The organism is Streptomyces sp. NPDC048604 (genome assembly GCF_043199435.1).
Taxonomy (GTDB): Bacteria; Actinomycetota; Actinomycetes; order Streptomycetales; family Streptomycetaceae; genus Streptomyces.
In genome coordinates, this window is record NZ_JBICVX010000029.1 from 11,959 (window position 1) to 36,056 (window position 24,098).

24 protein-coding genes and 1 riboswitch are annotated in these 24,098 nt (G+C 71.5%); of the genes, 7 read left to right on the plus strand and 17 right to left on the minus strand.

All coding sequences use genetic code 11. The annotated features are described in order from the left end of the window. Positions 1-35 precede the first annotated feature (35 nt). The gene (locus tag ACGFMM_RS35000) at positions 36-722 is read left to right on the plus strand and encodes a pyridoxamine 5'-phosphate oxidase family protein (RefSeq protein ID WP_393650525.1); all 687 of its coding nucleotides are present in this window, start codon (positions 36-38) and stop codon (positions 720-722) included. Here ACGFMM_RS35000 and ACGFMM_RS35005 read toward each other — a convergent pair. From ACGFMM_RS35005 to ACGFMM_RS35015, 3 genes are all read right to left on the minus strand, one after another. After that, on the minus strand, positions 709-1,695 hold the full coding sequence (locus ACGFMM_RS35005; RefSeq protein ID WP_393650526.1) for a DMT family transporter: 987 nt from the start codon (positions 1,693-1,695) through the stop codon (positions 709-711). The genes ACGFMM_RS35000 and ACGFMM_RS35005 overlap by 14 nt on opposite strands. Positions 1,696-1,862: 167 nt before the next feature. Continuing rightward, positions 1,863-2,849, minus strand: coding sequence for a DMT family transporter (locus ACGFMM_RS35010; RefSeq protein ID WP_393650527.1), 987 nt, complete (start codon positions 2,847-2,849; stop codon positions 1,863-1,865). Between the two features lie 41 nt (positions 2,850-2,890). Continuing rightward, positions 2,891-3,478 carry a Clp protease N-terminal domain-containing protein gene (locus ACGFMM_RS35015; protein ID WP_393650528.1) on the minus strand — a complete coding sequence of 196 codons (588 nt, stop codon included), beginning with the start codon at positions 3,476-3,478 and terminating at the stop codon, positions 2,891-2,893. Positions 3,479-3,673: 195 nt separating this feature from the next. Here ACGFMM_RS35015 and ACGFMM_RS35020 point away from each other — a divergent pair, with 195 nt between their 5' ends. After that, positions 3,674-3,880 carry a hypothetical protein gene (locus ACGFMM_RS35020; RefSeq protein ID WP_393650529.1) on the plus strand — a complete coding sequence of 69 codons (207 nt, stop codon included), beginning with the start codon at positions 3,674-3,676 and terminating at the stop codon, positions 3,878-3,880. 105 nt (positions 3,881-3,985) lie between these two features. Further along, complete coding sequence (locus ACGFMM_RS35025; RefSeq protein ID WP_393650530.1) at positions 3,986-4,414, plus strand: SRPBCC family protein; 429 nt, start codon at positions 3,986-3,988, stop codon at positions 4,412-4,414. Positions 4,415-4,519: 105 nt separating this feature from the next. Here ACGFMM_RS35025 and ACGFMM_RS35030 read toward each other — a convergent pair whose 3' ends face one another. Continuing rightward, positions 4,520-5,143 (minus strand): PadR family transcriptional regulator, encoded by a 624-nt coding sequence (locus ACGFMM_RS35030; protein ID WP_393650531.1) that lies wholly within the window; start codon positions 5,141-5,143, stop codon positions 4,520-4,522. Positions 5,144-5,318: 175 nt separating this feature from the next. Here ACGFMM_RS35030 and ACGFMM_RS35035 point away from each other — a divergent pair, with 175 nt between their 5' ends. Next, positions 5,319-6,128 (plus strand): PhzF family phenazine biosynthesis protein, encoded by an 810-nt coding sequence (locus tag ACGFMM_RS35035; protein WP_393650532.1) that lies wholly within the window; start codon positions 5,319-5,321, stop codon positions 6,126-6,128. 64 nt (positions 6,129-6,192) lie between these two features. Here ACGFMM_RS35035 and ACGFMM_RS35040 read toward each other — a convergent pair whose 3' ends face one another. Both ACGFMM_RS35040 and ACGFMM_RS35045 read right to left on the minus strand, forming a co-directional pair. Further along, complete coding sequence (locus tag ACGFMM_RS35040) at positions 6,193-7,008, minus strand: CPBP family intramembrane glutamic endopeptidase (RefSeq protein ID WP_393650533.1); 816 nt, start codon at positions 7,006-7,008, stop codon at positions 6,193-6,195. A gap of 110 nt (positions 7,009-7,118) precedes the next feature. Continuing rightward, positions 7,119-8,615 (minus strand): glutamate--cysteine ligase, encoded by a 1,497-nt coding sequence (locus ACGFMM_RS35045; RefSeq protein WP_393650534.1) that lies wholly within the window; start codon positions 8,613-8,615, stop codon positions 7,119-7,121. Positions 8,616-9,116: 501 nt separating this feature from the next. On the opposite strand from ACGFMM_RS35045, the gene ACGFMM_RS35050 reads away from it, so the two are divergent. Together ACGFMM_RS35050 and ACGFMM_RS35055 are read left to right on the plus strand one after the other, a co-directional pair. Next, positions 9,117-9,719, plus strand: a complete 603-nt coding sequence (locus tag ACGFMM_RS35050) for a hypothetical protein (RefSeq protein ID WP_393650535.1) — start codon at positions 9,117-9,119, stop codon at positions 9,717-9,719. A gap of 257 nt (positions 9,720-9,976) precedes the next feature. Continuing rightward, a complete protein-coding gene (locus tag ACGFMM_RS35055) occupies positions 9,977-10,183 on the plus strand; it encodes a DUF5999 family protein (protein ID WP_393650536.1) in 207 nt (68 codons plus the stop codon). A gap of 66 nt (positions 10,184-10,249) precedes the next feature. Here ACGFMM_RS35055 and gcvP read toward each other — a convergent pair whose 3' ends face one another. Next, the gene (gene gcvP / locus ACGFMM_RS35060) at positions 10,250-13,135 is read right to left on the minus strand and encodes an aminomethyl-transferring glycine dehydrogenase (protein WP_393650537.1); all 2,886 of its coding nucleotides are present in this window, start codon (positions 13,133-13,135) and stop codon (positions 10,250-10,252) included. A gap of 178 nt (positions 13,136-13,313) precedes the next feature. Further along, positions 13,314-13,409: riboswitch (glycine riboswitch) on the minus strand. Between the two features lie 115 nt (positions 13,410-13,524). Between gcvP and ACGFMM_RS35065 the strand changes: the two genes are divergently transcribed. After that, positions 13,525-13,893: a PRC-barrel domain-containing protein gene (locus ACGFMM_RS35065; protein WP_393650538.1), complete on the plus strand. Its 369-nt coding sequence runs from the start codon at positions 13,525-13,527 to the stop codon at positions 13,891-13,893. 24 nt (positions 13,894-13,917) lie between these two features. Here the strand turns inward: ACGFMM_RS35065 and ACGFMM_RS35070 are convergent, their stop codons facing one another. From ACGFMM_RS35070 to ACGFMM_RS35115, 10 genes are all read right to left on the minus strand, one after another. After that, entirely contained in the window at positions 13,918-15,300 is a 1,383-nt protein-coding gene (locus ACGFMM_RS35070) for a DNA polymerase IV (RefSeq protein WP_393650539.1), read from the minus strand. Between the two features lie 72 nt (positions 15,301-15,372). After that, positions 15,373-15,981: a MerR family transcriptional regulator gene (locus ACGFMM_RS35075; RefSeq protein ID WP_393650540.1), complete on the minus strand. Its 609-nt coding sequence runs from the start codon at positions 15,979-15,981 to the stop codon at positions 15,373-15,375. Between the two features lie 173 nt (positions 15,982-16,154). Further along, on the minus strand, positions 16,155-16,628 hold the full coding sequence (locus ACGFMM_RS35080) for a bifunctional nuclease family protein (RefSeq protein WP_006123076.1): 474 nt from the start codon (positions 16,626-16,628) through the stop codon (positions 16,155-16,157). A 53-nt stretch (positions 16,629-16,681) separates the two neighbouring features. Continuing rightward, positions 16,682-17,425, minus strand: coding sequence for a MerR family transcriptional regulator (locus ACGFMM_RS35085; RefSeq protein WP_393650541.1), 744 nt, complete (start codon positions 17,423-17,425; stop codon positions 16,682-16,684). Between the two features lie 29 nt (positions 17,426-17,454). Continuing rightward, positions 17,455-18,396, minus strand: coding sequence for an FHA domain-containing protein (locus tag ACGFMM_RS35090; RefSeq protein WP_393650546.1), 942 nt, complete (start codon positions 18,394-18,396; stop codon positions 17,455-17,457). Between the two features lie 82 nt (positions 18,397-18,478). Then, complete coding sequence (locus tag ACGFMM_RS35095) at positions 18,479-19,312, minus strand: DUF881 domain-containing protein (RefSeq protein ID WP_393650542.1); 834 nt, start codon at positions 19,310-19,312, stop codon at positions 18,479-18,481. A 5-nt stretch (positions 19,313-19,317) separates the two neighbouring features. Next, complete coding sequence (locus ACGFMM_RS35100; protein WP_003970459.1) at positions 19,318-19,650, minus strand: small basic family protein; 333 nt, start codon at positions 19,648-19,650, stop codon at positions 19,318-19,320. Beyond that, entirely contained in the window at positions 19,647-20,585 is a 939-nt protein-coding gene (locus ACGFMM_RS35105) for a DUF881 domain-containing protein (protein WP_393650543.1), read from the minus strand. Before ACGFMM_RS35105 ends, ACGFMM_RS35100 begins: the two co-directional genes overlap by 4 nt. Before the next feature lie 101 nt (positions 20,586-20,686). Further along, on the minus strand, positions 20,687-23,182 hold the full coding sequence (locus ACGFMM_RS35110) for a sugar phosphate nucleotidyltransferase (RefSeq protein ID WP_393650544.1): 2,496 nt from the start codon (positions 23,180-23,182) through the stop codon (positions 20,687-20,689). 115 nt (positions 23,183-23,297) lie between these two features. Beyond that, on the minus strand, positions 23,298-23,906 hold the full coding sequence (locus ACGFMM_RS35115) for a CDP-alcohol phosphatidyltransferase family protein (protein WP_393650545.1): 609 nt from the start codon (positions 23,904-23,906) through the stop codon (positions 23,298-23,300). Positions 23,907-24,098: the final 192 nt, after the last annotated feature.

The window sequence follows — 24,098 nt, forward strand, 5'->3', positions numbered from 1 at the left end:
AAACACGATTATGCACTAGTGCAATGGAGTTGGCAATGCAGACGACCTCACCCGCGACGGCGCCCGCACCCGCGACCGAGACCGCCTACGAGGCCACCGAGCGGACCAAGCCGAGCCGCAGCCGCGAGCGCGTCTCCTACGACCAGGAGCTGGTGCACTCGATACTCGACGAGGCGTACGTCTGCCACCTGGGTTTCGTCCGCAACGGCGCGCCCATCGTGCTGCCGACGCTGTACGGACGGATCGGCGAGCGCCTGTACGTGCACGCCTCCACCGGTTCCGGCCAGGCCCGCGCGGCCGACCCCGGGCTCGAGGTCTGCCTGACCGTGACCCACGTCGACGGCCTGGTCCTGGCCCGCTCCGCCTTCCACCACTCGCTCAACTACCGCTCCGTCGTGGTCCTCGGCACCGCCCACCGGGTCACGGACCCGGACGAGCTGCGCGACGCCCTGAACGCCCTGGTCGACCAGGTCGTGCCCGGGCGTTCGCAGGACTCGCGCCCGGCGAACGCCAAGGAGCTCGCCGCCACGGCGGTGCTCCGCCTCGACCTCACCGAGGTCTCGGCGAAGGTCCGCACCGGTGGCCCCAACGACGACCCCGAGGACCTGGGCCTCCCGCACTGGACCGGCGTGGTCCCCCTGACCACCGTGTACGGCGCCCCGATCCCGGCCGACACCCTGGCCCCGGACATCGCGCTGCCCGGCTACCTCACGACGCTGTGACCGCGGCCGCCGCACGGCGGCGGACCGCCGCGGTACGGGCCTCGGCGGCGGCCAGGCCGGTGACCGCGGTCAGGAGCAGGAGCGTGCCGCCGACCGTGGCCGCGGTGAGCTCCTCGCCGAGCAGCGTCACCGCGATCAGCGCCGCGCTCACCGGCTCCAGGAGCATGATCACGGAGACCGTCGCCGCCCGGACGACGGCCGCCCCGGCGAAGTACAGCGCGTAGGCGAGCGCCGTCGGCACCGCGGCGACGTACACCAGCAGGCCGATGACCTCCCACGGCCGTCCGGTGTGCGGGAACAGCCCCTCGGCCGCGGCCATCGGCAGCAGCCCGGCGGAGCCGATCGCGAAGGCCCAGGCCGTGGTGGACAGTGAGTCCGCGCCGCCGCCGTCCCGGCCGAGCCACCGGGTGAGCAGGGTGATCGCCGCGTACCCGGCGGCGGAGAGCACGGCGAGCCCGACGCCCAGCGGGCGGACCTCGGCGCTGCCGCCGCCGAGCACGAGCACGCCGAGTCCGGCGAGCGCGCCGGCCACTGCCGCGGCGCCGCCCCGGCCGAGTCGTTCGCCCATCAGGATCCGTGCGCCGAGGGCGATCAGGACGGGGCCCGCGCCGAGGGTGACGACGGTGCCGACGGCGAGGCCGGTGGCCTCGACGGCCGCGAAGTAGGCGCTCTGGAAGACGGTCAGGCCGATGCCCGTCCCGAGGATCCGCAGCAGCCTCCGGCCCCGCGGCTCGGCGGCGGCGGCCGCCGCCTGTGTGACGGCGCGGGAGCGGCGCAACAGCAGGACAGGCAGCAGCAGGACGAGTCCGCCGACGCACCGCCAGAAGGACAGTGCGAGCGGGCCGAGGTCGCTGGCCCGGAAGACCAGGGACGCGGCCGCGCCGGCGGTGCCCCAGGCGATGCCGGCGACGACCAGATAGACGAGGCTCCGCCCGACCGCGGGCAGGGAGGAGTGAGAGAGGTGGTTCGACACGTGGGTTCGTTCTCCGTGTGAAGACGGGTGATGGTCGCTCGACTCCGCACGCGGGCAGCGACGGACCGCCCGGGGCGAGCGCCGCCGGGCCGGGTCTTCGTCGGGAGAGTGCCGCCCGCGCCTAGGCGGCGGGAGGCGGAAGCACGGTCGAATGCATGATCGGCACCTTAAGGGGCGGTCCGCGCGGCGGACAACTCGGTCTCACGCTCGGCCGGTCCGGAGCCGGCCACCGGCTCCGCGGCCGCCGCCTTGGGCGTCGCGGACTGCGCGATGAACGCGCCGACCAGCACCAGCGCGCCGCCGATGATCTGCGGGGCGCCCAGGTGCTCGCCGAGCAGGACCCAGGCGAGCACGGTCGCGATCACGGCCTCCAGGCAGGCGACCACGCCGGCGACCTGCGGGGAGAGGCGGCGCACGGACAGCACGCCGGTGACGTACGCGACGACCGTCGCGATCAGCACGATCCAGCCGAGCAGCAGCCAGGACGGCACCGCGGCCCCGTCCATGTGCGCGAGGCCGGTGAGCACGGACCAGTCCATGCCCCACGGCCGGGCGATCACGGTGAGCACGAGGGCGCCGATGAGCAGTCCGTACGCGATGACGCCGAGCGGGTCGGCGGGGTCGGCCTCGTCGCCGCCCTGGTCGGACAGGACGAAGTAGCCGACCTGGCAGCAGGCCGCGGCCAGCGCGAGCAGCAGGCCGAGCAGGTCGAAGCTCAGCCCGGACCAGACCTGGACGACGCAGGCGAGACCGCCGACGGCCAGAACGACGCCCAGCGCGGCGGCCCGGGTCACCGGCCGGCGCTGGACGAACCGCACCCAGCCGAGGACGAGGGCGGGCGCGAGGTACTCGACGAGCAGCGCGACGCCCACGGGGATGCGCGAGATGGCGGCGAAGTAGCAGGCCTGGACGCCGGCCACGGCGAGCAGGCCGAAGCCGGCGAGCAGGGCGGGCTTGCGGCGCAGCAGATCACGGTGGCGCCAGGCCACCGGCAGCATGACGAGGGCGGCGCCGGCCACCCGGAGCCACACCACGTGCAGCGGGTCGAGTCCCGCTTCGATCAGCGGCTTGGCCGCCACTCCTGATCCACCGAATGCGAAGGCCGAGGCCAGGGCGAGTCCCAGGCCGGCGCTTCTCCCCTGAGACGCGTGCATCGGGCCATCATGGCAGGACGCCGTCAGGTGCGTAACCCCCGTTACACCTGTTGAGACAGCTCAGCGATCCGGGCGGCCAGCACGTCGGGGTCGACCCCGGCCCGGCGCAGTACTTCGACGGCCCTGCAGTCGCGGTCGGCGACGAGGACGGCGAGCACGTCGAGGCCGGCGGCGCGGAGGTCGCCGCGGCGCGCGGCCCGCGCCAGGGCGCCGTCCATGGCGGCGGCCGCGGCCGGCGACCAGCCGCCCGGCCCGGCGGCGAGGGGGCCGCGGGCGACCTCGGTGGACGAAGCGGACGCGGCGGCCGGGGACGACGAGGCGGACGAGGACGACGGAGCCGCGGACTTCCGCCAGCGCAGCCCGTACCCGATGCTCCGCTGGACGAGATAGCCGAGCACCCGGGAGACCTGCGCCTCGCCGGTGAAGGCGGCGCGGACCGCGGGGTCGGTCTCGACGAGGGAGTGCAGCAGATGCGCGGTGTCGACCTGGCGGTCCCCGTCCCTCAGCGCTCGCCGGCGCGATCCGGTGACGACCATGGCCAGTTCGACGGTGAGCCGGGACTCGATCGCGAGGCGGTACTGCGGGGACGCGGCGGACTGGGCGGGTATCCGCGGGACAGGATGGTGCACTCTTCCACCTCATCATCCCCGGGCGTCCGGAACATCCCCGTCGAGGAGCATCCGCGCATCCCACGTGAGGTGGGCACGGACGGCCGCCCCCTCCTCCCTACGGATGAGATCGCACGGATCCGGTGCGCGCGGCGCGCGCCGCCTTGCCCTGCGCCCACACGCAACCATCACCCCTGCGGAGTTCGTCCTAGAAGTATGTTCTGGACGGTCGCTCTCGTCGCCCTGGACGGTCGGCAGTACGTCTACCGCGTGTACGCCCCGCGCAAGGCACTGCCCGCCGACCTGTTCTGGGCCGCCTACCACTGCCACGAGGACGGCGGCCGGCCGCGCGCCTCCGACTGGTTCGACTCGGCCGAGATCCGCTGGGTGGGCGGCACCGGGGAACTGGCCCTGCGGAGCTGAACGAGGCACTCCGGAGGCAGATCTGACAGTTCATCAGTATTGAATGTTCGCGCCCGCCCGGCTACGTTCCGCGACACCGGAAGCCCGACGAGAAGGGGTGGTCGCATGGCCGAAGTGAGCGCGGAGGCACGGATCGAGGCGCCGGCCGGGAAGGTCTGGGCACAGCTGACCGACTTCGCCGCGTACGGCGAATGGAACGCCACCCACACCGACTTCCCGGACGGCGGCCCGCAGAACCTGGCGGCCGGGGCCACCTTCGTCGAGAACATGAAGCTGATGGGCTTCCCGGCCGAGGTGTTGTGGACGGTGGAGGAGCTGGAGACCGGACGGGTCCTCGCGATCCGGGGCAAGGGCCCGATGGGCGTCAACGTCGGCACCCGCTACGCACTGACGCCGGACGGCGAGGCGACGAACGTCCGCATCGACGGCGAGTTCACCGGTGCGGCGGTCTCGCTGATGGCGGGAAAGCTGAAGGACTCGGCGACGGCGGCGCTGAACGAGTCACTGCGCAAGCTGGCGGGGCTGGTGGCCTGACTCCCCCGGACGCACGGAAGGGCCCCGCGGCGGATCGCCGCGGGGCCCTTCGTCATGCGGGAGCCGTGAGCCGTCGTATCAGTGCTCGTCGACTCGGTACTCGGCTCAGTCCTCGTCGGCCAGGATGAGGTACAGCTTCTTGCGCGCCTCGTTGATGACCTGGACGGCCTTCTGCCGCTGGTCGGCGTCGCCGGTCTTCCAGACCTGCCCGAACGCCTCCATCAGACCGAAGCCGGCCTGCCGGATCTCGTTCACGGCGTCCCAGTCGACGCCGCGCCCGGCCTCCTCCCAGGGGGCCTCCGGACCCGACTCGGCCTCGGTGCGGCCGGTGTCGGTGAGCGTGAACAGCTTCTTGCCGCCCTCGCTCGCGCTGGTGATCAGTCCCTCGTCCTCAAGGAGCTGGAGGGTGGGGTAGACCGAGCCCGGGCTGGGCTTCCAGGCCCCGCCGCTGCGCTCGCCGATCTCCTGGATCATCTCGTAACCGTGCATCGGGCGGTCCTTCAGCAGCGTCAGGATCGAGGCGCGCACATCGCCGCGCCGCGCCCTCCCCCGGCCGCCGCCGCGTCCGCGGCCGCCGCCGAACGGGCCTCCGAAGCCCGGCCCGAACGGACCGAAGGCCGCGCGCCGCGCCTCGAAGTCGCCGCGGGCGAAGCCGCCCCATCCGCGATGGCCGGGGCCGCAGTTTCCGTGTCCGCGGCCGTACTCGTGGTCGTTTCCCTGTGAACGCATCGCTACGCTCCTTCCATCGTTGATCTGTCGCGATGGTTCGACGATATATCGGAATGCATCGCTTGACAAGAACCGACTGTCAGGTCGCTCACTCGCGTCGCCCGGCGGGGCACCGGTCCAGGCGTCCGGGATTGGCCTTGGTCCCCGGCTCCCCCGGCCCCGTACGGTCTCCCCCATGCGCATCCGAATCGTCGACGCCTTCACCGACCGCCCCTTCGCCGGCAACCCGGCCGGCGTGCTGCTGCTCGACTCGTTCCCGGACGACCACTGGCTGCAGAAGGTCGCCGCCGAGGTGAACCTCTCCGAGACGGCCTTCGCCCATCCGCTGCCGGCCGGCGGGGAGGCCGACTGGGCGCTGCGCTGGTTCACGCCGACCACCGAGGTCGACATGTGCGGCCACGCCACCCTCGCCACCGCGCACGTCATCAGCACGCTCGGACAGGCCGAGGGCACCGTGCGGTTCGCCGCCCGGTGCGGCATCCTCGGGGCGACCGCCGAGGCCGACGGCACCATCACGATGGACTTCCCCAGCTCGGAACTGAAGCCGGTCGCCGCCCCCGCCGGGCTCACCGAGGCACTCGGCGCGGAGGTCGTCTCGGTGCACGACACCTCGGCCCATGTCGGGGACCTCGTCGTCGAGCTGAACGACGAGGAGACGGTACGGAGCATCACGCCCGACCACGTGGCCCTGAAGGGCCTGTCCGGCCGCGGGATCATCGTCACCGCGGCCGCCGGGGAGCCCGGACGCGGCTACGACTTCGTCTCCCGCGGCTTCTTCCCGGGCGTGGGCATCGACGAGGACCCGGTCACCGGCAGCGCCCACACCGCGCTCGCCCCGTTCTGGGCGGCCCGGTTCGGCCGCGAGGACCTCACCGGTCTGCAGGGCGGCGCCCGTACCGGCATCGTGCGCACCCGGCTGCGCGGCGAGCGCACCCTGCTGAACGGGCACGCGGTGACGGTGATCGAGGGCGAGCTGCGCGCCTGACGCGGCCCGGAAACGCCGAAGGGGCGTGCGGCACACGGCCGCACGCCCCTCCTGGTCCCCTCGCTCAGCCCGTCGGCAGCCAGTCCACCCGGCCGGCCAGCAGCCCGTATCCGACGAACGCGACGATGTCGAGCAGCGCGTGCGCGGCCACCAGCGGGCCCACCCGGCCCCAGCGGCGGTACAGCAGGACGAACACCGCGCCCATCACCATGTTGCCGACGAAGCCGCCGATGCCCTGGTACAGGTGGTACGAGCCGCGCAGCACCGAACTCGCCGCGAGCGCCGCCCACGGGGTCCAGCCCAGCTGATCGAGCCGGCGCAGCAGGTACCCGACGACGATGACCTCCTCCAGCACGGAGTTCTGGATCGCCGACAGGATCAGGACCGGGTACTTCCACCAGACGTCCGGCAGCGCCTCGGGCACCACGGTCAGGTTGAACCCGGCCGTCCGCGCCACCAGGTAGAACGCGAGCCCGGCGCTGCCGATGCCGGCGGCGATCAGCGCACCGCGGCCCAGGTCCTGCCAGGGCCGGGTCCGGTCGAAGCCGATGGCCCGCAGCCCGACGCCCCCCTCGCGGAACAGCAGATGCGCCACGAGCGCGACCGGCACCAGGGCGCTGGCGATGCCGAAGAGCTGCCAGGCCAGGTCGAGCCAGGGGCGGCCCGGCGCGTACGAGCCGTTGAGCGTGGCCGCCTGGTCCTTCAGGCCGCCCGGTCTGGTCAGCGCGCCGATGAAGCTGATCAGCGCCGACACTCCGCTGGCGCCCAGCGACAGGGCGAGCACCAGCAGGGTCTCGGACCGCAGGATCCGCCGCGGCAGCTCCTCCGGAGGAGGGGAAAACGCCGCCGCACCCGACTCCGCCCGCACACGTGCCTCCACTACGCCGCTCACCCCTCGGGTCCCATCCAGCCCCGCCAGGGTAGACGCCGCGGGCGCCGGCGAGGACCCGGCGGCCCGAGGCCGCCGCGCGCCCGGGCGGCGCCCGCGCCCTACAGGCCCACCGGCCAGGTGTGCACCGGCGCGTCGGTGTGCATCAGTTCCGTGTAGCGGCGGGTCGTCGCGGCCAGGGCGGCCTGCCGGCCGAGCCCGGAGGCCAGCGCGCGATGGAACGTTTCGACCTGCCAGGACGCGCCGTTGGTCCGCAGCCGGCAGCGCTCCTCGATGATCCCGAGGTAGTGGTCGCGGTCCGCCGGGTCGATCTGCCAGGCGTCCAGCCCGGCCGCCGCGAGCGGCAGCAGTTCGTCGCGTACGAGCTTCACCGCGGGCACCGTCGCGACGCCGCTCCCGCGGCCGGGCCGGGGCCAGCGCAGTTCGGCGTCGATCCCGTACCGGCAGGCCGCGTCGAAGTTGGCCTCCGCGTCCGCGAACGGCAGCCGGCGCCACACCGGCCGCGGCTCGTCGGCGAGCGCGCGTACGAGCCCGTAGTAGAAGGCCGCGTTGGCGACCACGTCGGACACCGTCGGCCCGGCCGGCAGCACCCGGTTCTCCACCCGCAGGTGCGGGACGCCGTCGACGACCCCGTACACCGGGCGGTTCCACCGGTAGACCGTGCCGTTGTGCAGCACCAGCTCCTGCAGCGAGGGCACGCCGCCCTCGTCGAGCACCCGCAGCGGATCCTCCTCGTCCAACAGCGGCAGCAGCGGCGGGAACCAGCGCAGGTTCTCCTCGAACAGGTCGTACGCCGAGTCCACCCAGCGCTCCCCGAACCAGGTCCGCGGGCGCACGCCCTGCGCCTGGAGCTCGGGCGGCCGGGTGTCGATGGCCTGCTGGAACAGCGGCGGCCGGGACTCGCGCCACAGCTCGTGCCCGAACAGGAACGGCGCGTTCGCCCCGACGGCGATCTGCGCCGCGGCCGCGGCCTGCGCCGCGTTCCACACCGCGGCGAAGCGCCCGGGGGTCACCTGGAGGTGCAGCTGCACGGAGGTGCAGGCGGCCTCGCAGGCGATCGACGAGGAGGTGCAGCGCAGCCGCTCCACTCCTTCTATGTCGAGGGCGAAGTCCTCGCCGCGGGCGGCCACCAGCTGGTCGTTGAGCAGCATGTAGCGGTCCATGGCGGAGAGATGCTCGCTGACCATGTCGGCGTGCTCCAGCGTCGGAAGAATTCCGATCATGAGGACGCCGGCGTCCACTTCCTTGGCCATGCGGTCGGCATATCCCAGTCCGGCGCGGAGTTCTTCGGCGAGTTGGTCGAAGACCCGGCCGCCGAGCCGGTGCGGGGCGATGTTCACCTCGAGATTGAACATCCCGAGTTCCGTTTGGAAATCACGGCTGGCGATGCGGTCGAGGACCTCGGCATTCATCATCCGGGGCAGGCCGTCGCCGCCCGCGAGATTGAGCTCGATCTCCAGGCCCATCAGATTGCGCGGCCGGTCGAACCTCTTCTCCGCCAGCAGTCGCGCCAGTCCCGCCAGGCACTGCTGCAACTTCCGGCGGTATTTCTGTCGATCGGACAGGTCGAACCCGTCTGCCACGACCTTCTCCCCCATCGAAGGGTCCCTCCTCGAGAGTGGGCAGCCCGCGGCTCCGTCGCTCGCGTCACGGACGATAATGCCCAGCTGACTGATCAATAACGCCTGCACGGCCACCGATCGGACGGTAGGCTGAGATACGTCGAACCACCGGCACTTACCCCGGGCACAACGCCCCACGCATATTCCGTACGGCAGAGGTACGACAGGTACGGACCGGCACCGAATCAATTCGGCCGTCCCTCTCTACGGAGAACTCGCAGGCAGCGGGCGCGCGTTCGCCGGAAATCCGGCGTATCCCCCGGAAAACGGGACCTGATCGGGCCTTGCCCGGAATATCGCGCGCGGCTAGCGGAAACAATGTCTGAACACCCGTCGTATAAACTCCGCGGACGAGCAGAGTGTCGGCGCCCGGTCATGACCGCGTGTCCCGCTTCCGGCCCGGCCCCGCAGCCGACAGCGCCGTCCGTCCGCGTCTGCCCGCATCACCCTTGTCTCTTGAGCGAGAGGCGACCCACCATGCTCCAGCCTTCTCCGGCCCCTGCGCCGGCCCTGCGCAGTGTCCTCACGGCCCTCGGCTCCCCCACCGCCGTCCGTGAGGCACGAACTCCCGCGCTGCAGTCGCACCAGGGGCCGCTGAGCCCCGAACTCCACCTGCCCGTCCATGTGTTGGACGTACGTGATCAAGTCACGCCGCCCGCCGAGCCGCCGCGCACCCGGCTCACCGGCTGGCGGTTTCTGATCCGGGGCGCCGAGCGTGCCGTGGCCGCGGCGGACGCCGTCCTCACGCCCGACGGCTGGTCCTTCTCGCACTTCTTCGAGGGGCCGTACCTCGCCGCCACCGAACGTGCCCTGGCCCAGGCCGAGTCGCTGCCCGGGACGTACCAGCCCCGGCTGCTCTCGGTCCCGGACCTGTACATGCTGACGCTCTGGCTGCACGGCGACACCGCGGCCGACGGGGCCGCCGGCGTCCCCGACCCGGCCGATCTGCTCATCCCGCTGGCGCCCGCACCCCCCGGGATCGCCTCGCACCGGCCCTACCGGGTCGCCGATCTGCTGCCGGTCCTCACCCTGCGGCTGGCTCCCGCACCACTGTTCGGCTCGCCGGCCCCCGCCGCCTGAGCACAGGCGTGCGGAGCCCCCTCCGTACGGACTAGCCCGTCAGGACCATCCAGAACCATCCGAAGGGGCCGTGCAGTTGGGTTGAACCGCCCGTGCGGGTGATGCGTCTTCCTCTAGTAGGAAGAGCTGCCGTGAAATCCCTGCGGATCGCCTTCCGTAGGGGAACACTTGGACCGTACGAACTCACCACGGGGGCGGCCATGAACACCGCATCGAGCCGCAGGACACTCACCACCACGCAGCGAAAGAACGCATCCATGTGCCAGCATCAGCCTGCCTGTCCGACCGCCGACTCCGCCGACCGGGAGGCCGCGCGCATGGTGGCGCACCACCCGGAGCAGGGCTGGAGCCTGCTGTGCAACGGCGTCCTGTACTTCGAGGACACCGGTGAGCTGCTGCCGGACGGCCAGATCATCGCGCCGCACCGGCCGCTGAGCACGGGGCAGGTGGCGCAGGCGGCCTGAGCACCACCCGCACACGGCGAAGGGCCGGCCCGGAGAGGATCCTCCGGACCGGCCCTTCACTCGTGATCAGGCGTCGTACTCGTCCAGCGGCGGGCAGGAGCAGACCAGGTTGCGGTCGCCGAAGGCGCCGTCGATGCGGCGCACCGGCGGCCAGTACTTGTCCGCGGCGGAGACACCGGCCGGGAAGACGGCCACGTCGCGGCTGTACGCGTGGTTCCACTCGCCGCCCAGCGCGGCCGCCGTGTGCGGCGCGTTGACCAGGGGGTTGTCGTCGGCCGGCCACTCGCCCGTCGCGACCTTCTCCACCTCGGCGCGGATCGCGATCATCGTGTCGCAGAACCGGTCCAGTTCGACCAGGTCCTCGGACTCGGTCGGCTCGATCATGAGCGTGCCGGCGACCGGGAACGACATGGTCGGCGCGTGGAAGCCGTAGTCGATCAGGCGCTTGGCGATGTCGTCGACGCTGACACCGGTGGCCTTGGCCAGCGGGCGGATGTCGATGATGCACTCGTGCGCGACCAGGCCGGCCGGGCCGGTGTACAGCACCGGGAAGTGCGGCTCCAGGCGCTTGGCGATGTAGTTCGCCGCCAGCACCGCGACCTGGGTGGCGCGCTTGAGGCCCTCGCCGCCCATCAGCCGGACGTACGCCCAGGAGATCGGCAGGATGCCGGCCGAGCCCCACGGGGCGGCCGAGATCGGGCCGACGCCCGTCTCCGGGCCGGCGGTCGGCTGCAGCGGGTGGTTCGGCAGGTACGGGGCGAGGTGCTCGCGCACCGCGACCGGGCCGACGCCGGGGCCGCCGCCGCCGTGCGGGATGCAGAAGGTCTTGTGCAGGTTCAGGTGCGAGACGTCGCCGCCGAAGTGGCCCGGCTTGGCGAGGCCGACCAGGGCGTTGAGGTTGGCGCCGTCGACGTACACCTGGCCGCCGGCCTCGTGCACCGCCGCGCAGATGTCGGCGACGTGCTCCTCGAAGACTCCGTGCGTCGACGGGTACGTGATCATCAGCACGGACAGCTCGTCCCGGTACTGCTCGATCTTGGCGCGCAGGTCGTCGACGTCGATCTCGCCGTCGTCGGCGGTCTTGACGACGACGACCTTCATGCCGGCCATCACGGCGCTGGCGGCGTTGGTGCCGTGCGCGGAGGACGGGATGAGGCAGACGGTGCGCTGCTCGTCGCCGTTGGCGCGGTGGTACGCGCGGACCGCGAGCAGACCGGCCAGCTCGCCCTGGGAGCCGGCGTTGGGCTGGATGGACACCTTGTCGTAGCCCGTGACCTCAGCGAGGCGCTCCTCCAGCTCGGTGATGAGCGTGGCGTAGCCCTGGGCCTGCTCCATCGGCGCGAACGGGTGGATCTGGCCGAACTCGGGCCAGGTCACCGGTTCCATCTCGGTGGTCGCGTTCAGCTTCATGGTGCAGGAGCCGAGCGGGATCATGCCGCGGTCCAGCGCATAGTCGCGGTCGGCGAGCTTGCGCAGGTAGCGCAGCATCGACGTCTCGGAGCGGTGCGCGTGGAAGACCGGGTGGGTGAGGTACGCGTCGGTGCGCAGCGCGTCGGCCGGCAGCGCGTCCTCGGTGACGGCGTCGAGCGCCTCGACGTCGGCGGTGACGCCGAAGGCGGACCAGACGGCGGCGAGCTGGGCGCGGCCGGTGGTCTCGTCGCAGGACATCGAGAGGTGGTCGGCGTCGACGCGGTACAGGTTGACGCCGGCCTCGCGGGCGGCGGCGAGGATCTCGTCGGCCTTGCCCGGGACGCGGGCGGTGAGGGTGTCGAAGTACGCGCCCTGGGTGAGCTGCACGCCGCCGGCCTTCAGGCCCGCGGCCAGGATGGCCGCGTAGCGGTGGGTGCGCCGGGCGATCGTCTGCAGGCCCTCGGGACCGTGGTAGACGGCGTACATGCCGGCCATGACGGCGAGCAGCACCTGCGCGGTACAGATGTTGCTGGTGGCCTTCTCGCGGCGGATGTGCTGCTCGCGGGTCTGCAGGGCCAGGCGGTACGCCTTGTTGCCGTCGGCGTCGACGGAGACGCCGACGAGGCGGCCGGGCAGCGAGCGGGCGTGCTTGTCCTGGACGGCCATGTAGCCGGCGTGCGGGCCGCCGAAGCCCATGGGGACGCCGAAGCGCTGGGTGGTGCCGACGGCGATGTCGGCCCCGAGGGAGCCCGGGGAGGCCAGCAGGGTGAGGGCGAGCAGGTCGGCGGCGACGGTGACGATCGCGCCGAGCTCGTGGGCCTGGTCGATGACCGGCTTGATGTCGCGGACCGCGCCGGAGGCGCCCGGGTACTGCAGCAGCACGCCGAAGACGCCGCGCTCGGCGAGCTCGGCGGGGATGCCGGCGGACAGGTCGGCGACGACGACCTCGACGCCGGTCGGCTCGGCGCGGGTCTCGATGACGGCGATGGTCTGCGGCAGGGCGTCGGCGTCGATGACGTACACGCCGTTCTTGACCTTGCCGACGCGGCGGGAGAGCGCCATGGCCTCGGCGGCGGCGGTGCCCTCGTCGAGCAGCGAGGCGCCGGAGGTGGGCAGACCGGTGAGGTCGGCGACCACGGTCTGGAAGTTGAGCAGCGCCTCCAGGCGTCCCTGCGAGATCTCCGGCTGGTACGGCGTGTACGCGGTGTACCAGGCCGGGTTCTCCATGACGTTGCGCAGGATGACCGGCGGGGTGAAGGTGCCGTAGTAGCCGAGGCCGATCATCGGCGCGAGGATCTGGTTGCGGTCGGCGAGCTCGCGCAGCTCGGCGAGCACCTCCGCCTCGCTGCGGGCGGCCGGCAGGCCCAGGGCCTCGGCGCTCTTGATCACGTCCGGCACCGCGGCGGCGGTGAGCTCGTCGAGGGAGCCGTATCCCACCTGGGCGAGCATCTTGGCGCGGGCTTCGGCGTCCGGCCCGATGTGCCGCTGCTCGAAGGGGATGCCCTGTTCGAGTGCGGAGAGCGGGGTGCGGTTGGCGGTCATTGCGGAGGCCTCCTGGTCGTCACGACCCTGAAGGGGCACCACGACGCGCGGGTGCCCGGACGGCCTCCCCCTCTGTCATCTCAACCTGAGAGCTTCACCGGCGCGCGCGAACGCGGCCGGCTTTCACCGTCGGTGAGAGCGGATGCCGTCGGACTCCCGCTCTGCTTTCCAGAGTGACCTCGTCCGCGCGGTACAGGGGCCTGAGAGATTCCGGGGAGGATTTGCTCCTTCGGCGCCTCCGGAAACCTCCGGAGGACTCTCCCGCGCGGGGTCGACAGCCACAGCCAGCCTACCAGCGCCATTGCGCCTCCAGATCGCTCAAGTGGCCGATATCTCGGTTGTGCACTTTCGTAGTGGTGGGAGAGCAGTTGCGACCAGCTGGAGGGACCGTGCAGACCGACATCGATCCGCGCAGCCTGATCGGCCGCAAGGCGTACGACCGCAACGGGGCCAAGATCGGCACCGTGGACGAGGTGTACCTGGACGACGCGACCGGGGTCCCCGAGTGGGCCGCGCTGCGCACCGGCCTGTTCAGCCGGGACGCGTTCGTCCCGCTGGAGAACAGCGAGCTGGCCAAGGACGGGCTCCATGTGCCGTACGAGCGGTCCCTGATCAAGGAGGCCCCGGACTTCGGCGTGGGCCGGCACCTCTCACCGGAGCAGGAGATCCAGCTCTACCGTCACTACAACATCGCTCTGCCCCCGGCGCCCCACGAGGACCGCGACTTCGGCCGTCTTGCGGGCCGGGACGACGCCTGAGCGGACGGACGGCGCCCCAGCGGACTACGGCCGCGGGACCAGCGGCAGCGGGTCGGAGGGTTCCAGGTCGGGGTCGTCGACCGGGAAGGTGCGCACGCGCCCCGGTGCGGAGCCGGGCTGCTCGAACCGCACCGTGACCCGGCCGACGCCGCTGCCCTGCACCCAGCCGGGCCCGAGCTCGGCGTGCCGAACGTCCTGGCCCGGGGACCAGTGGCGCTCCGGCGGCTCGGTCGCGGTCGGCTGCGGTGCGGCGGGGCCCGACTCCTCGGCCGGTCTCCCGTCCGCGGCGTCTGCCGCTTCCGCGGCCACCGCGGCCTCGGCCGCCTCGGCCGCCTCCGCCGCCTGTGCGAAGAGGTCCTCCTGCGTGTAGTCGGCGAGCCCGCTGACGCCGACGCCGAGCAGCCGCACCCCGCCGGTGGTGTCCACGCCCTCGAGCAGCCGGGCGGCGGCCTCCCGGACCACGCCGAGGTCGTCGGTGGGCCCGCGCAGCGTCTCGGAGCGGGTGAGCGTCGAGAAGTCGAAGCGGCGCACCTTGAGGACGATCGTCCGCCCCGAGTGCCCGGAGGCCCGCAGCCGTCCCACGCAGCGCTCGGCGAGCCGCTCCACCTCGATCCGGATCCGCACCCGGTCGTGCAGGTCCACGTCGAAGGTGTCCTCCACGGACACCGACTTGGCGTCCCGCTCGGCCACCACGGGCCGGTCGTCGTACCCCTGGGCCATGCGGTGCAGCGACGCCCCGTGCGCCCGCCCCAGCAGCCGTACGAGCTCGTCCTCGCCGGCCGCCGCGAGATCCGCGACCGTGGTCATCCCGGCCCGTCGCAGATGCTCCCCGGTGGCCGGACCGACGCCGGGGATGATCCGCACCGACTTCGGCCCGAGCAGCTCGCGCTCGGTGCCCGGTTCGATCAGCACCAGGCCGTCGGGCTTGGCCTCCTCGGAGGCGATCTTGGCGAGCATCTTCGACCCGGCGAGCCCCACCGACCCCGTCAGCCCCGTGCCTCCCAGAATGTCCCTGCGCAGCCGCTCACCGGCCTCCCGCGCGCTCGCCGAGTCCCAGGCCACGCCCCCGGCCTCCAGGTCCACGAAGGCCTCGTCCAGGCTCAGCGGCTCGACCAGCGGGGACAGCCGCCCGAGCAGTTCCATGACCTGCTCGCTGACCGACCGGTACAGCGAGAACCGCGGCACCAGATAGGCCGCGTTGGGCGCGAGCCGGCGCGCCTGCGCCATCGGCATCGCGGAGTGCACCCCGAAGCGCCGGGCCTCGTACGAGGCCGTGGCGACGACCCCGCGCGGGCCGAGCCCGCCGACCACCACCGGCTTCCCGCGCAGGCTCGGCTTCGCCGCCTGCTCCGCGGCGGCGAAGAACGCATCCATGTCCAGGTGGAGGATGGTCGGCGCGGCTCTCACAGCTCCGATGCTGCCCTACGCCACTGACAATGGACCCGCACTGGCGTGCGAGTCCATGGAGGTGTCGCCGTCTCAGACGGCCTGGTCGCGTCGCCGCCGGGCCGCCAGCTCGTCACCGGGGTTGTGCCCGATCAGCGTCTCGCCGGTGTCGACGCGCTCGCCGTGCAGCTGCGACAGCGCCGCCTCGACGTCCCGCCACACCACGCCGACCGCGATGCCGAAGACGCCCTGACCGCCCTTGAGCAGGTCCACCACCTCGTCGGGCGAGGAGCACTCGTAGACCGTCGCGCCGTCGCTCATCAGCGTCATGCGCTCCAGGTCACGGAAGCCTCGGGCCCGCAGATGCTGCACGGCCGCGCGGATGTTCTGCAGCGCGACACCGGTGTCCAGGAACCGCTTGACGATCTTCAGCACGACGACGTCGCGGAAGCTGTAGAGACGCTGCGTCCCGGAGCCGTACGCGGGCCGGACGCTGGGCTCGACCAGGCCGGTACGGGCCCAGTAGTCGAGCTGCCGGTAGGTGATGCCTGCGGCGGCGCAGGCCGTGGGCCCGCGATAGCCGATACTGTCGGCGCCGGCATCGGCGGGCGCCTCCGCCGTGCCGCTCTGGAGCGGGTACAGCCCACTCTCTCCCGGAGTGCGTCCGAGAGCGCCCCCTGCCGTACTGTCGCCGCTGCTCATCACGCCGACCCTCCGTCCTTGACCTGCCCACTCGAAGGTAGGCAGTCACTCGGGGTGCGTCAACGATCGCCACACTCGGCACGCCGAGTGATAATCACCCTGAGAGTGGTTTCCCGTGTCTCTCTCCGGGAAAGGCTACTCGAATGCGCTGAGCGCACCCGCGGCACGGGGGGTCACTGGCTGTTGGTTCCGAAGTCCTCGGGGGAGATCTGGTCGAGGAACTCGCGGAACTTCTCCACCTCGTCCTCCTGCTCGTCCGGAATCGCGATGCCGGCGTCGTCGAGGACGCCGTCGCTGCCGTAGATCGGGGTCCCGGTGCGCAGCGCAAGCGCTATCGCATCGGACGGCCGGGCGCTCACCTCGACACCGCTGGCGAAGACCAGCTCCGCGTAGAACACGCCTTCGCGGAGATCGGTGATCCGCACCTCCGTGAGCTCCTGACCCACGGCCTCGAGGACATCCTTGAAGAGGTCGTGCGTCAGCGGCCTGGCAGGCGCCATGCCCTGCTGGGCGAAGGCGATCGCGGTCGCCTCACCGGGGCCGATCCAGATGGGAAGGTACCGGTCGCCTCCCACTTCGCGCAGGAGCACGATCGGCTGGTTGGAGGGCATTTCCACCCGGACACCCACAACGTCGAGCTCGTTCACACAGCAACCCTAGGCCGTGCCCGACCGGTTTGGATAGTCGGGCCCGGTCAAGATCACTGCAGACGAAGCCCCAGAGCGGTCTGGACCAGCGCGGCGTGGAGCCGCACGGAGAGGCCCGCCAGTTCCCTCGCGGTCGCCTCGGCATGCGCCCTGGTCTGCGGATTCCGGTGCCGCCGCAGCGGGGCGACCATCTGCTCGACCAGACCGGCCTCGCGTTCCGCGGCCGCCTTCACCGACCGGAGGTGCCGCGGTTCCAGACCGAATCTCCCCAGATCCGCGACAAGTCTGGCGACATTGACGGCCTCCGCGTCGTACCCGCCGTCGGGCCCCGCGGCCAGGAGCCCGTACGACTCCCACTCCACGAGCTCCGCCTCGGTCACCTCGGCCGCGGCGAGCAGCTCGACCCGTCCGATCCGGGACGCCGTCGGACGGTCCTGCTCCGCTTCCCAGGCCCCGTCGAGGAGGTCGCGCTGCGCGCCGGGCGCCGGCAGCCGGACCTGCTCGCCTCGGGCAAGGGCGTCCAGATGCTCGCGGATCACCTTCAGCGGCAGGTAGTGGTCCCGCTGCATCCGCAGGATCTGGGCGAGCCGCTCCACGTCCTGGGGACTGAACTTGCGGTAGCCGGAGGCGGTGCGCTGCGGCTCGACCAGCCCCTCGGCCTCCAGGAACCGGATCTTCGAGATGGTCACTTCGGGAAACTCGTCACGCAGCTGGCCGAGCACCGCCCCGATGCTCACCATTCGTCCGCCGGCGGTGGCGGTGCCGGTACCGGCACCGCCCGTCGCTGTTCGCACCATGGACCTTCCCTGAAGGCTGCCCGGAGCGGTCAGACGCCCCGCTGGCTGGAGTAGAACACCAGCCGGTACTTGCCGATCTGAACCTCGTCACCGTTGGTGAGCCGCACCGACTCGATCGGCTCACGGTTGACGTACGTGCCATTGAGGCTGCCGACGTCGGCCACGGTGAAGCTGCCGTCCGGGGACCGGCGGAACTCCACGTGGTGGCGCGACACCGTGATGTCGTCGAGGAAGATGTCGCTCTGCGGGTGACGGCCGGCCGTGGTCAGCTCGCCGTCCAGCAGGAAGCGGCTGCCCGAGTTCGGCCCGCGGCGCACCACGAGCAGCGCCGAACCGGCCGGCAGGGCGTCGACCGCGGCCTGCGCCTCGGGAGACAGCGACGGAAGCGCGGTCTGGCCGGTGACCTCCGCCTCGTACGCCTCCAGGCCCGAGATCGAGATCGTGGACGTCGTCTCCGACGCGCGCTCCGCCGGGACCCCACCGCGCAGCGGCGCGCCACAGTTGGAGCAGAACCGACTGTCCGCGGCGTTGCGGTGGCCGCACCTCGTACACACCGGCATGGACGCATCCTCCTGCCGCGGCTGCCCCGCGGAGGCGTGGGTCGCATACGGGTCGGGGGCAAACCCTCCACCCGTACTCGAGGTTGATGGTTCTCCGAAACCTATGCGGCCGGGACCGGCAGGGTCAACAGAAGACGCGCCCTGTCCGCCCGGAATGTCACCGCCCTGCGCACCGACCTCGTCGCGGAAGAGCGGCCGCTCGGCCTGCTGTTCCTCGCTCTGGGCCTGGCGCGGCGCGCGGTGCTTGGCGTTGCCGCCGTCCTCGCGTGCGCTCTTGCCGAACAACTTCCCAAACAACTTCACGGGCGATTCCCCTTGACCGAAACAGACCCGCCCGTGGGGCAGGACGAACCCTGGCTCGACACACCTGTCGACCCGGACACCTTCACAACGTCCGTAACCTCCGGACAGTTTCCACCACGCACCGGGAGTTGCCTGCGGCGACCCCCCGCAACGTCAGCCCCTTGCCCCGCTTCCCCCATGAACCCCCGCCTCACTGCGACGACGACCGAGCGTAGTCAGGGCGCTCCGCGGGTCGCAAGGCGTCCACGACGATCTTGCTCGAGCGGGTCACCGAGGCGCTGGCCTGCTCCTTCTCCAGCGTCTGGACCACACCACCGGGGATGTTCAGCGCCGGCTCCAGATCCTCGGGTTTGCCGATGACCTTGAAGACGTACGGCGCGGTGATCTTCTTCCCGTCGACCTCTATGTCGCCGTCACCACCGGAGAAGTAGCTGTCCGCCACCACCCGCACGTCGTTCACCTGGATCGCCTCGGCGCCCGCCGCCCGCAGCTCCTGGATCGCGTCCAGCAGCATGTCCGACTCCACCGCGCCCGCGCCGTCCGTGACGGTCAGCGTGATGCCTGGCCCCTCGGCGGCGACCGTGCCGGCCAGGATGCCGAGCTGACGCTCCTTCTCCCGCGTCTGCTTGCGGGCCTCCTCCGCCTGGTCGGAGCTGCTCTCCAGCTCCTGGCGCTGGCTCTCCAGCCGGGTCTTCTCGTCCTCCAGCCGCTGCGTACGGTCGTCGAGCTCGTCGAGGATCCGCACCAGGTCCTCCTGGCGGGCACCGCGCAGCGCACTGTTGTCGCTGGTCGAACGGACCTGGATGGCCAGACCCAGGCCGAGCACGAACAGCAGCAGGGCGACGATGAGTTGGGCCCGGCTGAACCTCGGCGGCCACAGCCCGGCGGCCAGCCGCTGACGGCCGGTCTGCTCGGGCTTCGCCTGCGGCGCGTCGGGCGCGACCGGCGCATCCGGCGCGTCGGGCGCGGGCGTCGGCGCCGGCTTCTGCTCGGGGGTCCCCTGGGGGTTCTCCTCGGTACTCATCGGCCTCACGCCCGGAACACGTGCCGACGGATGGCGGCCGCGTTGGAGAAGATCCGGATGCCGAGCACGACCACCACACCCGTCGACAGCTGCGCGCCCACGCCCAGCTTGTCGCCCAGGAACACGATCAGCGCGGCCACCACCACGTTCGACAGGAAGGACACCACGAAGACCTTGTCGACGAAGATCCCGTCCAGCATGGCCCGCAGCCCGCCGAACACCGCGTCCAGCGCCGCGACCACGGCGATCGGGAGATAGGGCTCGACCACCGCAGGTACCTCGGGCCGGACCAACAGTCCGACCACCACTCCCACGACGAGGCCCAGTACGGCGATCACGATGTGCCCTTCCCCTTGTCGGCCGAGGACTCTCCGGCGGGCTTCCCCGCCCCCGCGTCCGTCGGCTCGGCTGTACGTACGATCAGGCTCGGCGCAGCCGGCAGGCGCACCTCGTCCTCTACGGAGATGCTGCTGCGGATCCCGAAGTTCTCCTGGAGCACATGCAGGTACTGGCCGTCGGCGCTGTCCTGGAAAGCGGTGCTCAGCCGCCGCCCGTCCCCCACCGCCAGCACCGTGTACGGCGGCACCAGCGGACGGTTGTCGACCAGTATGGCGTCACCCGCGGCACGGATCGCCGACAGCGAGGTCAGCCGCTGGCCGTTGATGGACACGGCCTCGGCCCCGGACTGCCACAGCCCGTTCACCACCCGCTGCATGTCCCGGTCCCGCACCCGCCCGGTGTCGGAGAACCCGCTGCTCTCCCGCGGCCCGCCGCCGCCGTCCTCGGTGCCCTTGGCGTCGTCCACGACCAGCTTCACCCCCGGCCCGCGCACCGGCGTCGCGCCCGACAGCAGCGCCACCAGCTCCGCCTGGTCGCCGCCGTGCTGCTCCAGGGCCTTGCGCTGCCGCTCCCCCACCTCGCGGCGGATCTTCTCGACGTCCTGCTCCAGCGTGTCCGCGGCGGCCGTCTCGGAGTCGATCCGGTCGATCAGCTCCTCGCGCTCCTTCGCCACGATCGGCGCCGCCTCATGCGCCTGCGCCGCACCCAGCGTGACGACCGCGGCCGCGAGCACAAGCCCGGCGGCCAGGCCCAGCTTGGCCCGCAGCGGGCGCGGCAGCCCCTCGCCCCGGGCGGCGCGCCGGGCGGTCGCCTCGGCGTAGCCGTCGTCCAGGGCGTGGTCCATCACGTTGTTCAGCAGCGACATGGACGCGTCGGGACGCGGAGGCGGGGCGCCTGTGCTCCGAACGGGGGGCTGCTGCGACATGCCGCACATCGTCGCACGTCGTAGCCGCTACCGCCGAATGGCCCCACCGAAGTGCCGGGCGTGCCCGATTCGGACCCGCCCGGCACACCCGTCACAGGGTCATCGCGCGGTCACCGTCCGGCGCCCTCCACGACCGCGCACCACTCGTCGAGCAGCGCCTGGGCGGAGGTGTCGTCGGGCCCCTCGGCCCACAGATGGGTGACGGCCTCCGCCGGGTCGGGCAGCACCATCACCCAGCGCCCGTCCGCCTCCACCACGCGCACACCGTCGGTGGTGTCGACGAACCGGTCGCCCGCCGCCTCCACCACCCGGCGCATCACCAGGCCCTTGACAGCCCATGGCGTCGCCACGTCCCGCTTGATCACATGGGCCCGAGGGATCCGCGCGTCGATCTGGCTCAGCGTGAGCTGTGTCCGCGCCACCAGACCGATCAGCCGCACGAACGCCGCCGCGCCGTCGAAGACACTGCTGAACTCCGGCACGATGAAGCCGCCGCGTCCGTCCCCGCCGAAGATCGTCGACTCCTCGCGGCCGACCCGCGTCAGATCGTCCGGCGACGTCGTCGTCCACTCCACCTGCGTCCCGTGGTACGCCGCCACCTGCTCGGCGATCCGCGTCGTGGTGACCGGCAGCGCCACCCGGCCCGACCGCCGCTCGGCGGCCACCAGGTCCAACATCACCAGCAGCGACCGGTCGTCCTCGATGATCCGGCCCCGCTCGTCCACCAGCGACAGCCGCTCGCCGACGGGGTCGAACCGCACCCCGAACGCCGCCCGCGCCGACGCCACGATCTCCCCGAGCCGCACAAGCCCGGCCCGCCGAGTCTCCACCGACTCCGTGGGCCGCGACTCGTCGAGCCCGGGGTTGATCGTCAGCGAATCCACCTGCAGCCGGCCGAGCAGGCTCGGCAGAACCAGACCCGCACTGCCGTTGGAGGCGTCCACGACCACCTTCAGGCCCGCCTCCGCGATCCCGGTGGTGTCCACCTGCCGCAGCAGCGAGCCCGTGTACGAGTCGAAGACGCTCGACGGGAACGACAGGTCACCGATCTCGCCGGGGAACGCCCGCCGGTAGTCCTGACGTGCGTACACCCGGTCCAGCTTGCGCTGGCCGGCCTGCGAAAGGTCCGCCCCACGCTCGTCGAAGAACATGATGTCCACGGAGTCCGGCACGCCCGGCGAGGTCCGCACCATGATCCCGCCGGCGCTGCCGCGGGCCGTCTGCTGACGCGCCACCGGCAGCGGCACGTTCTCCAGGTCGCGTACGTCGATGGCGCTGGCCTGCAGCGCCGAGATCACCGCCCGCTTCAGCGCCCGCGCACCGCGGGAGTGGTCACGTGCGGTCGTGACCGTCGCGCCCTTCTTCAGCGTCGTCGCGTACGCCCCGGCCAGCCGGACGGCCAGCTCCGGCGTGATCTCCACGTTGAGGATGCCCGAGACGCCGCGCGCGCCGAACAGGTGCGCCTGGCCGCGGGACTCCCAGATCACGGAGGTGTTGACGAAGGCACCGGCCTCGATGGTCTTGAAGGGGTAGACGCGCACGTTGCCCTGGACAATCGATTCCTCACCGATCAGGCACTCGTCGCCGATGACCGCCCCGTCCTCGATCCGGGCGGCCCGCATGATGTCGGTGTTCTTGCCGATGACGCAGCCGCGCAGATTGCTCTGCTGCCCCACGTACACGTTGTCGTGGACCACGGCCTTGTGCAGGAAGGCCCCGGACTTCACGACCACGTTGGAGCCGACGACGGTGTGCTCGCGGATCTCCGCGCCCGCCTCGACCTTGGCGTAGTCCCCGATGTACAGCGGTCCGCGCAGCACCGCGTCCGGGTGCACCTCGGCCCCTTCGGCGACCCATACACCGGGCGAGATCTCGAAGCCGTCGAGTTCGACCTGGACCTTGCCCTCGAGGACGTCGGCCTGCGCCTTGACGTAGCTCTCGTGGGTGCCGACGTCCTCCCAGTAGCCTTCGGCGACATAGCCGTAGACCGGCTTGCCCTCCTTCATCAGCTGCGGGAAGACGTCACCGGACCAGTCCACCGGAACGTCGGCCTTCACATAGTCGAAGACCTCCGGCTCCATGACGTAGATGCCGGTGTTCACCGTGTCCGAGAAGACCTGCCCCCAGGTCGGCTTCTCCAGGAAACGGTCGACCTTTCCTTCCTCGTCGACGATCGTGATCCCGAATTCCAGCGGATTCGGCACACGGGTCAGACAGACGGTGACCAGCGCGCCCTTCTCCTTGTGGAAGGCGATCAGATCGGAGAGGTCGAAGTCGGTGAGCGCGTCTCCGGAGATGACGAGGAAGGCGTCGTCCTTCAGCGCCTCCTCGGCGTTCTTCACGCTCCCAGCGGTACCGAGTGGCTTTTCCTCATTGGCGTACGTGAGCTCCATTCCGAGGTCTTCGCCGTCGCCGAAGTAATTCCGGACGAGCGAGGCGAGAAACTGCACGGTGACGACGGTCTCGGTGAGACCGTGCCGCTTGAGCAGGCGCAGCACATGCTCCATGATCGGCCGGTTGGCCACCGGCAGAAGTGGTTTGGGCATGCTTGAGGTCATCGGGCGAAGTCGAGTGCCTTCGCCACCAGCCATCACGACGGCCTTCATGTCGGAAGCGTCCTCCTTGAGAGACGACGGTCCAGCCGACTTCACCCATCCGCTCGGTGGCCCACTTGCGTCAGGGACGGTGCCGGCGACGCTGCACGGCACGGGACAGACGGGCTCAATCGGCCTCGGTGTCCGCCTTCACGAGGCGGCGGACCTGGACCACGTAGAGGATCCCTGCCCACCAATAGAGAGTTGTACCCCATCCGGCGAAGGCCCACCCGAAAACTTCGGCGAGTGACGCAATCCATCCGTCCCCGTCACTGAGGAGCAGCAGCGGGAACGCGTACATCAAGTTGAAGGTCGCAGCTTTTCCGAGGAAGTTAACCTGCGGCGGCGGATAGCCGTGCCGGCGGAGGATTCCTACCATCACCAGCAGCATCAGCTCGCGGGCCAAAAGCGCGAGGGTGAGCCAGAGCGGAAGGATCTCCCGCCAGGTGAGCCCGATCAGCGTGGAAAGGATGTACAGCCGGTCCGCGGCGGGGTCGAGCAGCCGGCCGAGGTTGCTGATCTGGTTCCAGCGGCGGGCCAGCTTCCCGTCGAGATAGTCGCTGATCCCGCTGAGCGCGAGGACCAACAACGCCCAGCCGTCACTGTTGGGACCGCCGAACACGGGGCGGAGAATCAGCCACAGGAACAGTGGCACGCCGACGAGACGCGCCATGCTGAGGATGTTGGGGATGGTGAGGACCCGGTCCGTCTGAACGCGAGTCTCCTGGACCTCCACCCGGGGGCCTCCTGTGGGAAATGAGCCAACGATGCCCACTGACCTTACCGGCAGGCGCCGCGGGGGTGTGCACAGGGGTGCCGGCAACCTGGTCGACAACGCAGAAAAGCCCCGCACCAGAGGTGCGGGGCTTTCCCGTAAAATTTGTTCGGCGGCGTCCTACTCTCCCACAGGGTCCCCCCTGCAGTACCA

Coding starts and splice junctions, on each gene's coding strand:
- gcvP (WP_393650537.1), bottom strand. CDS start 13,135: ATGACCGCCAACCGCACCCCGCTCTCCGCACTCGAACAGGGCATCCCC.
- ACGFMM_RS35035 (WP_393650532.1), top strand. CDS start 5,319: ATGCGCATCCGAATCGTCGACGCCTTCACCGACCGCCCCTTCGCCGGC.
- ACGFMM_RS35025 (WP_393650530.1), top strand. CDS start 3,986: ATGGCCGAAGTGAGCGCGGAGGCACGGATCGAGGCGCCGGCCGGGAAG.
- ACGFMM_RS35030 (WP_393650531.1), bottom strand. CDS start 5,143: ATGCGTTCACAGGGAAACGACCACGAGTACGGCCGCGGACACGGAAAC.
- ACGFMM_RS35055 (WP_393650536.1), top strand. CDS start 9,977: ATGTGCCAGCATCAGCCTGCCTGTCCGACCGCCGACTCCGCCGACCGG.
- ACGFMM_RS35045 (WP_393650534.1), bottom strand. CDS start 8,615: ATGGGGGAGAAGGTCGTGGCAGACGGGTTCGACCTGTCCGATCGACAG.
- ACGFMM_RS35105 (WP_393650543.1), bottom strand. CDS start 20,585: ATGTGCGGCATGTCGCAGCAGCCCCCCGTTCGGAGCACAGGCGCCCCG.
- ACGFMM_RS35085 (WP_393650541.1), bottom strand. CDS start 17,425: ATGGTGCGAACAGCGACGGGCGGTGCCGGTACCGGCACCGCCACCGCC.
- ACGFMM_RS35020 (WP_393650529.1), top strand. CDS start 3,674: ATGTTCTGGACGGTCGCTCTCGTCGCCCTGGACGGTCGGCAGTACGTC.
- ACGFMM_RS35010 (WP_393650527.1), bottom strand. CDS start 2,849: ATGCACGCGTCTCAGGGGAGAAGCGCCGGCCTGGGACTCGCCCTGGCC.
- ACGFMM_RS35095 (WP_393650542.1), bottom strand. CDS start 19,312: ATGAGTACCGAGGAGAACCCCCAGGGGACCCCCGAGCAGAAGCCGGCG.
- ACGFMM_RS35110 (WP_393650544.1), bottom strand. CDS start 23,182: ATGAAGGCCGTCGTGATGGCTGGTGGCGAAGGCACTCGACTTCGCCCG.
- ACGFMM_RS35075 (WP_393650540.1), bottom strand. CDS start 15,981: ATGAGCAGCGGCGACAGTACGGCAGGGGGCGCTCTCGGACGCACTCCG.
- ACGFMM_RS35050 (WP_393650535.1), top strand. CDS start 9,117: ATGCTCCAGCCTTCTCCGGCCCCTGCGCCGGCCCTGCGCAGTGTCCTC.
- ACGFMM_RS35000 (WP_393650525.1), top strand. CDS start 36: ATGCAGACGACCTCACCCGCGACGGCGCCCGCACCCGCGACCGAGACC.